The 5,216-nt window shown below is 54.5% G+C and carries 4 protein-coding genes and 1 pseudogene; 1 reads left to right on the top strand and 4 read right to left on the bottom strand.

Features of this window, described 5'->3' with window-relative positions; translation table 11 throughout:
• The 4 genes and pseudogenes from FGE21_RS19585 to FGE21_RS19575 all read right to left on the bottom strand — a co-directional run.
• Window positions 1-422: pseudogene (locus FGE21_RS19585) on the bottom strand (transposase); the annotation flags it as partial.
• A gap of 144 nt (window positions 423-566) precedes the next feature.
• Window positions 567-1,430 carry a hemin ABC transporter substrate-binding protein gene (locus tag FGE21_RS19580; protein ID WP_176695502.1) on the bottom strand — a complete coding sequence of 288 codons (864 nt, stop codon included), beginning with the start codon at window positions 1,428-1,430 and terminating at the stop codon, window positions 567-569.
• Window positions 1,431-1,470: 40 nt separating this feature from the next.
• Window positions 1,471-1,923: a hypothetical protein gene (locus FGE21_RS20145; protein WP_176695501.1), complete on the bottom strand. Its 453-nt coding sequence runs from the start codon at window positions 1,921-1,923 to the stop codon at window positions 1,471-1,473.
• A gap of 4 nt (window positions 1,924-1,927) precedes the next feature.
• Window positions 1,928-3,970 (bottom strand): TonB-dependent receptor, encoded by a 2,043-nt coding sequence (locus FGE21_RS19575; RefSeq protein WP_176695500.1) that lies wholly within the window; start codon window positions 3,968-3,970, stop codon window positions 1,928-1,930.
• A 161-nt stretch (window positions 3,971-4,131) separates the two neighbouring features.
• On the opposite strand from FGE21_RS19575, the gene FGE21_RS19570 reads away from it, so the two are divergent.
• The gene (locus tag FGE21_RS19570) at window positions 4,132-5,001 is read left to right on the top strand and encodes a helix-turn-helix domain-containing protein (RefSeq protein WP_139665079.1); all 870 of its coding nucleotides are present in this window, start codon (window positions 4,132-4,134) and stop codon (window positions 4,999-5,001) included.
• Window positions 5,002-5,216 lie beyond the last annotated feature (215 nt).

Raw genomic sequence — 5,216 nt, 5'->3', positions numbered from 1 at the left:
TTGGTGTTCATGCCGCCCGTTTTTGGGGCATTTGATCCCCCAGATCAAACCCTGATCCTTCACACTCCGACCGATCAGACGTTCACGCCCCCCTTTTTTGACGCCCATGTGGTCGCAGTGCGGTGAGCTTTCAAATAGGTGGTGTCGATCATGACGGTCTTTTCCTCGCCGTGTTCGGCGGCCAGGCCCATCATGATCTGGGCAAAAACACCTTTCTCGCTCCACCGCTTCCAGCGATTGTACAGGGTCTTGTGAGGACCATATTCCTTGGGCGCATCACGCCAGCGTAAGCCATTGCGATTGACGAAGATAATGCCGCTGAGTACACGTCGATCATCCACGCGAGGTTTGCCATGGGGCTTGGGAAAGTAGGGGGCAGGACGGGCCATTTGCGCGTCATTCAGCCGATATAGGTCGCTCATATCACTGCTCGATTTTCGCCCCGTGAATCACGCCACAAGGAGGAAATCAATCGGTCCTGACCGTAGCCTAGTCGCCCGCCGCGTGCGCAGCTATATGGGGGATCACTGATATCGCGTAGTTCTGGCTTGGGTATTTCTCAGGCGTCAATATTGCGAGAACGCCTCGTGTAAACTCAGGGCTGTTTGGGCTGTACTTGGGCCGAAGCCTGTCATTTTCAACGCATCGATCGAGACAACTGCGCCGTTCTGTGCTGCTGATGACGCTGCAAGTACGGGCAGTTCAAACAATTGGGAAGATATAGGGCTGCTTCCGTCTTGATAGGAGGCTCTCAGAATGATTTCGGGATTTGCGGCGATGACGGCCTCGTCTGACATCGTTTGATACCCGTCGATCACAGCTGCGACATTCACCCCACCGGCCAGAGCGATCATTGCATCTACGGGAGTGTTTTTCCCGGCAACACGAAGACTGCCGTTTTGCGCCGCTAGGATAAAGAGAACACGCTTTGGCGGCGTCTCATCGGCCGCAACGATCTCTGCCAGATGTGTAAAGTCAGCTTCGATGTCTTTGATCAGCGCCTCCCCCCGCTCCGCCGTATCGAGGGCCTTGGCGATGATGCGAATTTTCTGTGGAATGCTGTGCGCGTCATAGCCATTTGGGATCGTGGTAATGGTAATCCGGGCGGCTTTCAGCTGTTCAATCGTTTCCGGCGGTCCGGCCGTTTCATCCGCCAGGATGAGCGAGGGCCCAAAGCGCAAAATGCCTTCGGCGGATAGGTGGTGCAAATAACCAACATTCGGCAAGGACAGTATATCTTTTGGCAGGTAGGAGGTCGTGTCTCGCGCCACCAGTCGATGCTCTTGACCCAAAGCATAGATGATCTCACTGACACCGCCGCCAATAGAGATCACATCTTTTTCGTCCGACCGGGCCGCTTCTGCCCATGCGACGCTCGCGCACAGCATGACACCCGCTGCAATGTGTTTTAGCCAACGAAGATTTGGCATGTGAGGTCCTCCGAACGGAAGCGACGGCCAAGCCAAAGGCCTAGTCACTGCGATGTTGGCGAAGATAGGTCTGGCGAAAACGGTCTTGATTGACGCTACTACAGTTGAACCACGCGCGATGATCGAGCCAGTCAAAAACCTGAGCAAAGTCATGAAACACGCCGCCGGGGATGCCAAAGACCTTTTCAACACTTGATTTTGGCACTGTGGCCATCGCATCCGGTGGAACCAAAATACACATCGCTCGCACCTGCGTTTTGATTTGATCACGCGCTCCAGCCTGCAGCCATGCTTTTGTGGCTTTGGCGGCGCCGTCGGCTTGTTCAAGCGCGGCTTTGTCGAGGTGGTGGCGAAACACAATGAATGGCTCTTGTTTGTCAAACCATCGATCCCACGCGGCAAGCATCTCTAGATGTTGTTCAAGGGATATAGCACCTTCTGCGGTTGTGACGCAGAAGGGCCAATGGGTTTCATCGTACAGAAAATGTCCCATCGCGTTAGAAGCTGCGGGACAAACCGATGCGCAACGCGCGGGGTTGTCTCAAAACGGCAGAGTCGGCCGAGGCCGTCGCCCCTGGGTAAATCGCAATAGCATCTTGATTATCAAAGAGGTTTTTCACTTCTGCGAAAAAGCGCACTTTGTCAAAATCATAGCTGACACTTGCGTCGGCCACCACGCTGGATGCCGTTTTACCACGGGCGCGGTTATTGATGCCGGTGTAGTAGCTGCTGGTATAGCGGGCCGCGACATTTAACGACCAGCCATGATTGGACCAGTTGGCGCCGAGCGTTGCCGTTGCTTTGGGGGCGTTAAACAGTTCGTTGCCTTCAACGCCAGATCCCGGAAAACGCTTGATTTCGGTTTTGAGCAAGCCAATCCCCCCATAGAGACCAAAAGCGTCGCTCATTTGATATGCGGCGCTGAATTCCGCCCCATAGCTGATCACTTCGTCCGCGTTGCGCACCACAAAGAGCTCATCCAGCGTGTCCCCAGGGGTCAGGTCAAAGGGGAGTTGCATATTCTTGTACTTGGTAAAAAACAGGTTTTGGGTCAGCTGCAAGTCACCACCCAATAGCTCCTGCCGTCCGTAGACTTCAAAGTTTGCGGCCGTCTCGGTGTCGTATTCATAGTGGACAATCGGGAAGGGATTTGGTGCGCCGATTGCGATGCCCCCCCCGCCTGCATTGTAGCCTTTGGACACATGGAAACCATAGCTCTGCCCGTCAACAGGCTGCCAGTTCAGACCAAGACGCGGCAGGAAGGCCTCAAAGGTGCGATTTGTATTGACCTCTGCGATGGAGCCATCTGCGTCGCCACCGCTACGTTTATGTCGTTCCTGTTCATAGCGTGCGCCCAATGACAGCTCAAAATCGGCTGCCAATGGCAGTTTGATCTCACCATAAATGGCGGTTGTTTCTGTCGTGTCGGAGAAGTTTTGGTCTTCAACGAACTCGATAAACTCGTCCTGGTCGGCATGGTAGTAGTGCAGCCCGACAAGTGCCTCGATACCCCCGGCACCAAAGAAACGCAGGCGCGGGTCGATGGAAACTTCCTGTGTGTCGATCCAAGCGTTTGATGAATTCGGCACTGCGGTTCGATCAAATCGAAAGTCTGTTATCGAGGCGTCGAGCTCGAACCGCACAGAGGCATTCAGATCAACGTCAAAATCAGCTCCGAGACTGTTTGTGGAAACTTCATGTCTCGGCTGTTGCGGAAACTGAGACATACGTGCCTCGTAGGGCCGGTTAACTCGTTCCGCATTCGGGCCATAGTGAGAGTTGTGCTCTGCGATGATCCGAAGCGTGGCCCCGTCAGCGATATCCAAATTGGACAGCATTTCGCCACGGAACATGCGGGTTGAACGGTGTCCGGGGTTATCGGCGCCTTCAAACGGGGTGTATTGGACAGTCGATTGCGACTCGCTGATATCGGCTGCGAACCGAAAGGCCAGATTGTCGCTGACGGCCATATTGTACATGCCGGAAATGCGCTTTTGGTCATGGTTACCGCCAGAGACCTCGACCTTTCCCTCGTTTTCAAACACCGGAGCATTGGTCGTGATCGCCACCGTGCCCGCAATGGCATTCCGGCCAGACAGGGTGCTTTGTGGTCCTTTGAGAATTTCGACTTTTTCGACATCCCAAAGCGATTGATTGCCGAAAACAATCTCATTGTATCCTGCCGGTCGACCGTCGATGGTCAGGCCAAGCCGGGCCCTGCTGCCGGCAAAGAACGCATTGGCACCTTCGGCCGGGCCAGTCCCGTCTATCCCCCGAATTGTCGGCGCTTTCGCGGTCGCCTCAAGGGCACTGACATTGGCGGCCTTCTCCAACACATCATGTACGGTTTCTTGCGCTGGACGCTTTTGGAGTGTGTCCTCATCAAGCACTTCAAAGCTTGTGCCAGACTTATACCAGGGCTCGGAAATCAGCTTCCCATCCACAAAAATGGGCGCCAGCTCGAAAAGATCAGCGTCCTGCGCATAAGAGTGGGATGCAAGTGCAAAAGCCAGCAAGCTGGTGCTGAGGTAGAGGGACATTTTTTTGTTCATTTTATGGACCGCGAGCCAGTGTTGGAGGGAGTCTTGACGTTTTCGTCAAATTCCTTAGTGTTTAGATCGAGAAATAGGCCGCCATCCACTCCATTTCGGACGCCACCCCTCCATTTGCGGACAAATAAGAGACCTCAAGAAGAAACGGTATGGGCTGGGCAGAAGAACAAAGACGGTTTGAAACCCGGGTTGCACGTCGCTCGACAGCACAGTCGCATGTGATGACCGATGCAAAAGGGCAGTTGATCCTGGCAAAAGCGACGTTGGAAGCCAGCGCGCAAGAGTTTGAACAAACGCCTTATTTGGTGATATCGCACGTCATTGACGGTGGCGGCAGTTTCTATCGCAGCTCAGAACTGGGAAAGATCGACGGTGTCATGCGTAGCGGCACCACCGCATTGGCCTTGCCCCACATGCAGGCCGAGGGGCGGGCGCCCGGCGCTACTCTGTTGGGGCTGGTCATTTCGCAAGCGCGTGCAGAACAAGAATTGGCTGATGTCGGGGGGCTTGAGAGTTTGCATGCAGCCTGCAGTCAATTGCTTGACGATCCTCTGATGACACATGTTTTTCGGTCAATGTGGGATGATGCGCAGCACCACGGCCTGTCTTCGGCCTATTTCGACCATGCGGTTGGCCTTGTCCTACATCGGATGACCCGCGTCCGCCACCCACTCAACGCAAAGCGGAGTGTACAGCCGTTGTCTCCCCGTCAGCTCGCACGGGTGGTGGAGCACATCGAAGAGCACCTCTCAGAAGATCTAAGCGTTGCACACTTGGCCAGTGACCTTCAACGAGACGTGCGCGGGTTTTCGCGCGCATTTCGCGCCTCTACTGGCAAAGCGCCATATGAGTATTTGGTCTATCGTCGCATGGAAAAAGCCAAGGAGCTTCTGTTGGGGGATGACACCATTATACAAATAGCTGGCTGTCTAAACTATGCAAATGCCTCCAAGTTTTCCGCATCGTTTAAGAAGAAGACGGGCCTTAGCCCCTCTGAATGGCGGCGACAGCATGCATGATTGGGGCGGTTGGAAAATGAGTTGTCAAGACTGACCTGAAATCGCTCCTCTGTCGTTGCGGTCGACTTTTCCCTTATCTTTTTCCCGGTGGTCGACGCCTTTGAGCGCCCATCGGTGCGCAATCCATTCCCAACATTTGATCTTATTGAGCGCCGGAGCCGCCGCTCGCAGGCAGTTTGAGCGCGGCATCTAAGGTAATCCCCCCTAAAAATAGT

The sequence above is a fragment of the Phaeobacter sp. B1627 genome (genome assembly GCF_006265095.1).
Classification (GTDB): domain Bacteria; phylum Pseudomonadota; class Alphaproteobacteria; order Rhodobacterales; family Rhodobacteraceae; genus Epibacterium.
This window is presented reverse-complemented; position numbering and strand designations above follow the sequence as displayed.